Genomic DNA, 3,938 nt, shown 5'->3' with positions numbered 1-3,938 from the left:
CCTCCCTGCGTCACGAGCCCGGCGTAGCCCTCTCATCATGGTCGACGCTCCACTTCCATCCTGTTCGCCGCGCGGCACACCAGGATGAGAGGGCCGCGCGCATGACTGAGTGGCTATCGGCTCCCGGCCTTCAACCGCCGACTTAGGGCCCAAATGGCGCTCTGCGCCAAAAAACGGGGAAGATCGGTCAATGGCGGTTGTTCATCGCATCCAGGACGGCGATGCCGTCAAAGCGCGCCTCGCTTTCATGCGTGGTCGAATATCGGCCTCGGTGAAGCTGCTGGCGACACCGACTCCCGATACATTCCTGGGACGAAAGACGCAGGAGCCGTTCCCAAAGCAGGAAAGCGAAAACGGATTAATGTCCAACGTTCCACCGTCGATCCAGCAGCTTTCCCCCGCAGGCGCGGATGCTTCGGTCGGGACGATGTCCGTTAAGCAAAAGGGCCGAAAGCGCATAGTACTCGATCTTCCCGACGCGGACGCCGCGCTAAGGAAAGCACGAGAGATGGCAGATGCGACAGGCCGAGCGGTGATAGTGCGCGACGATAGAAGCAGAGTGCTAGGGGCCATTCCTCGCGCAACAAGGCATTAGACCGCGGCGAGCAAGGAACACATTCCATAGGCCTACTTTATTCGAATGCAGTCTTGGAGGTCTGTGATGCCTCGCTTTTATTTCGATCTCTACGAGGGAGAGGCAATGGCCCTCGACGAGGAGGGACTGGAACTGAAGAGTGTCGAGGCCGCTCAAGTCGAGGCCGCCAAGTCGCTGGCGGATATGGCTCGTGACGCGATCCACTCGAGGTCGGCAAAGCCGCGCGACATGACCATCGATGTCAGGGACGAAGCCGGCACCATCATGCAGGTCAGATTGGTCTTCGATCTCCAGACTAAAAGGGGCAAGACTTCCTGAATTGCCCGACTGCGGATGGTTATAAGCGTTTAGGTGCATTGTACCTCTCGCCGGCCGAGCGGTAGCTGAGAGACCGAAGCGTGCTCCCGCCTGCATTGAGCAAGGGAGCGCGGCCATGGCCGATCAGCGCGTCATCAATCTCATTTACGGCGACCAGCGGCGAGACCGGCGCATCATTGATGAGACCCTCCGGATCTCGGCTGAATCTGTCCGGTTGCTCAAAGACAATCCGCCGCCGGATACCTTCATCGGCCGCAAGACGCACGAGCCTTTCCCGCAAGGGGAAAGCAGGTATGGCGAAGAAACGGACCGTGGGCGAACGACTGAATACCCCAGCGAAGCGGCAAAACAGCGAGATAAGAGAGAAAGGCCGTAATGCCGCCTCGGCCTGGCGGTTTAGTGCGCTCGTCGTGGTGCTCGGGCTGAGCCCCATCGTGATAGTGCTATCGCCCTATTGATGTGAAGACGGAGGCCACCTCCTTAGCGGCCTCTTTCTTTTGAGCCATAAGCCCCTTGATAGCTGCTCCAACGAAACGGCTCCAGCGAGGGGGTTTCCCGCTTAGGTCGAGTCGACGTCATCCCCTGAAGGATCGGCTTATTCGAGGAGAAGACCACGAGGGCCACGAATGACATGGCAGCAAAGCTAGTAGCCCCCATTCTACTCTGTCCATATGGTGAGACTGAAGCGTGCTCGTAGGATGGGCCGGGCGAGCTGTCGACGCATGCGCATAGGCAAGTCAAGCAGCCTGTCCTAATTCTTGGCGGGCTGCGAGTGTTTAACGCCAACGTCATCACGCGCAACGCTGGCCTCATGGAATTCGATGCAGGAACAGCTAGCCGGGAGCAGCTGTTGCCCAAGATGGATTGGTTCGTCTTCAAGCTCCTTCACATGGTGCCAAGCTATCCGATCTGGCTGCGCTACGTGCTATCGCTCACCCTGGTGGGAGGCGCATGCCTGGGGCGACTTTTGGCGCCGGAGCCCTTGGGGGCCTATCCTCTCCTCTTTTTCGTACCCGCCGTGTTTCTCGCATCCGTATTGTTTGACCGAGGGAGCGGCTTTCTCGCCACGATCGCGAGCGCGGTGCTCGCGTCCGTGTTCTTCCTGCCGCGGTCCGCCGCTGCGGCGGCGCCACCACTGATCGTATTCATATTGACCGGCTTCGGCTTAGCAGGGATCACCGAAGCTCTGCGCTCCACCACAGAGAGCCTGGCCAAAGCCAAGGTCTATTCCGACGTGTTGCTGCAGGAGCTGGCGCACAGGACCAAGAACGATCTCACCACCATCGTGTCCATGTTGCGGCTGCAGGCGCGGGCCGACGTCAATCCGGAGGTGCAGGCCGCCCTCCATGCCGTCATCGGGCGCGTCGAGGTCATCGCCAAGGTCCACGATAGGCTGCACAGCATGGGCGGCGACGGCAAGATCCTGCTCGGGCCCTACATCGAAACGCTCTGCGGAAGCCTCGGCGACCTGCAGCGCGGCGTGCGGCCGATCGCCGTTCGCGTGCGTGCGACGAGATCTCTCTGGCCAGCGTGCAGGCGGCCAATATCGGGCTGATTGTGAACGAACTGGTTACCAACGCCTTCAAATATGCCTTCCCGAACGAGCGGGCTGGCGCCATCGACGTCGATGTCAAGGCCGACGAACGCAGGCTCAGCATCGTCGTCAAGGACGACGGGGTAGGCTGCTCCTCGGAGGCAAAAACTGGGATGGGTAGCCGGCTGATCAAGCTTCTCGCGGCCCAAATGAAGGGTTCGGTATCCCGCAGCCCGCTCCCGAACGGCTGCGAAGTGAAGGTCGTGCTCGCGCGCGACGATCGGTGACACCGACCATCTAAGGGCCAATACACTAAGTGAATCTCGGGATTGCCAGACACTGATTGATGATCGCTGGCGCTCCTCGATTCTGCGACGCGCACTGCTCGATTGAATTGGCTCCCGCCGCACGATGCGAACGTGCCTTCCTCCGTGAACAGCGGAGCGCCCTCACCGAGATGGCTCGACGGGAATATGCAGGTCCAGCACTCAGGTCGAGCGCAAATCGGCAGGTGGTGCTGGTGATGATGGTGGAGCACTCGATCGACCAGGCTATCAATGCCGGCTATCCGTGGCTTGAGATCAAATGCTCGCGGTGCAAGACGCCGCGCGCGGTTGACCTGGGCTGCCCTGCGCCACGTTCCGACCACCAGGGTGCACGATCTCGCCGACCGCCTGCGCTGCGTGAAGTGCAGCGCGACTGGCAAGCGGCCGGCCGCGGAGCTGCTGCAACTGTGGCAGCGCTGCCCGATCGGAGACACGACGTGACCAAGCTCACGCGCCGGCGCGACAAGGAAGCTGCCCGCGAGAAATGGAGCATCCTTTATCGCGACGTCGTCGTTGGTTCGATCGGGCTGCGCAAGGGCGTGCCGAACCACGCGGACCAATGGGAATGGAAATGCGGCTTCTATCCCGGATCTGACCGGTCGACCGGCGGACCGGCCGCGACGTTCGACGACCGGCGCGCGGGGTTCGAAGCGGCATGGGGTGCGTTGCTGCCGACCCTGACCGAGGCGGACTTCCAGGCATGGCGCGATCATCGCGACTGGATCGCACGCAAGCAGGCCATGTGGGATCGCGGCGAAAAGCTGCCGTCTCAACAGCCGTCGTCGCTGATGCGCTGTCCCTGTGGCGCGACGTTTGATAGCCACCGTCCGGCCGAAAGCCAGATTCACACCCCTCACCATCTACGCTGCGCAAAGGCGCGACGGAATTCGACGATGAAAATGAAGGAAGACCGTCGCTGGGCGGACCCGGAGGAAGCCGCGCGCCGGATCATGGAACATGCCCGCGCCTTTGAGCCGATCCGAGATCGGCCGGATCTATATCGAAAGGATCAACTATCCCTACCAGGACAAGGCGACGCCGGCTGAGTATTGGGCTGGCTTGCTGGCTCGAATACCACGAAAGCGGGACGAAGTCGGAGGCCAAGCGGTCTTAGGAAGACAAATATGTCTGGCAACTCCTTGGCTCACAGAACGACATGGCTACG

Annotated in this window: 6 protein-coding genes and 1 pseudogene; all 7 read left to right on the top strand. The window is 61.1% G+C overall.

Annotated features, from left to right (window positions below; translation table 11 throughout):
- The first annotated feature begins 190 nt into the window (after window positions 1–190).
- Window positions 191–595 carry a hypothetical protein gene (locus tag QJT82_RS45130; RefSeq protein WP_028343227.1) on the top strand — a complete coding sequence of 135 codons (405 nt, stop codon included), beginning with the start codon at window positions 191–193 and terminating at the stop codon, window positions 593–595.
- A gap of 66 nt (window positions 596–661) precedes the next feature.
- Window positions 662–913, top strand: coding sequence for a hypothetical protein (locus QJT82_RS45125; protein WP_028343226.1), 252 nt, complete (start codon window positions 662–664; stop codon window positions 911–913).
- A gap of 115 nt (window positions 914–1,028) precedes the next feature.
- Complete coding sequence (locus QJT82_RS45120; protein WP_028343225.1) at window positions 1,029–1,289, top strand: hypothetical protein; 261 nt, start codon at window positions 1,029–1,031, stop codon at window positions 1,287–1,289.
- 396 nt (window positions 1,290–1,685) lie between these two features.
- The gene (locus tag QJT82_RS45115; RefSeq protein ID WP_245288836.1) at window positions 1,686–2,468 is read left to right on the top strand and encodes a histidine kinase dimerization/phosphoacceptor domain -containing protein; all 783 of its coding nucleotides are present in this window, start codon (window positions 1,686–1,688) and stop codon (window positions 2,466–2,468) included.
- Window positions 2,444–2,734 carry a sensor histidine kinase gene (locus QJT82_RS45110; RefSeq protein WP_035632628.1) on the top strand — a complete coding sequence of 97 codons (291 nt, stop codon included), beginning with the start codon at window positions 2,444–2,446 and terminating at the stop codon, window positions 2,732–2,734. Before QJT82_RS45115 ends, QJT82_RS45110 begins: the two co-directional genes overlap by 25 nt.
- Before the next feature lie 251 nt (window positions 2,735–2,985).
- Window positions 2,986–3,214 (top strand): annotated as a pseudogene (locus QJT82_RS45105) (hypothetical protein); the annotation flags it as partial.
- Window positions 3,211–3,819 (top strand): hypothetical protein, encoded by a 609-nt coding sequence (locus tag QJT82_RS45100; RefSeq protein ID WP_063607114.1) that lies wholly within the window; start codon window positions 3,211–3,213, stop codon window positions 3,817–3,819. The pseudogene QJT82_RS45105 and the gene QJT82_RS45100, both read left to right, overlap by 4 nt.
- Window positions 3,820–3,938 lie beyond the last annotated feature (119 nt).

This window comes from Bradyrhizobium sp. Mp19, from assembly GCF_029952935.1.
GTDB classification, from domain to species: Bacteria; Pseudomonadota; Alphaproteobacteria; order Rhizobiales; family Xanthobacteraceae; genus Bradyrhizobium; species Bradyrhizobium elkanii.
This window is presented reverse-complemented; position numbering and strand designations above follow the sequence as displayed.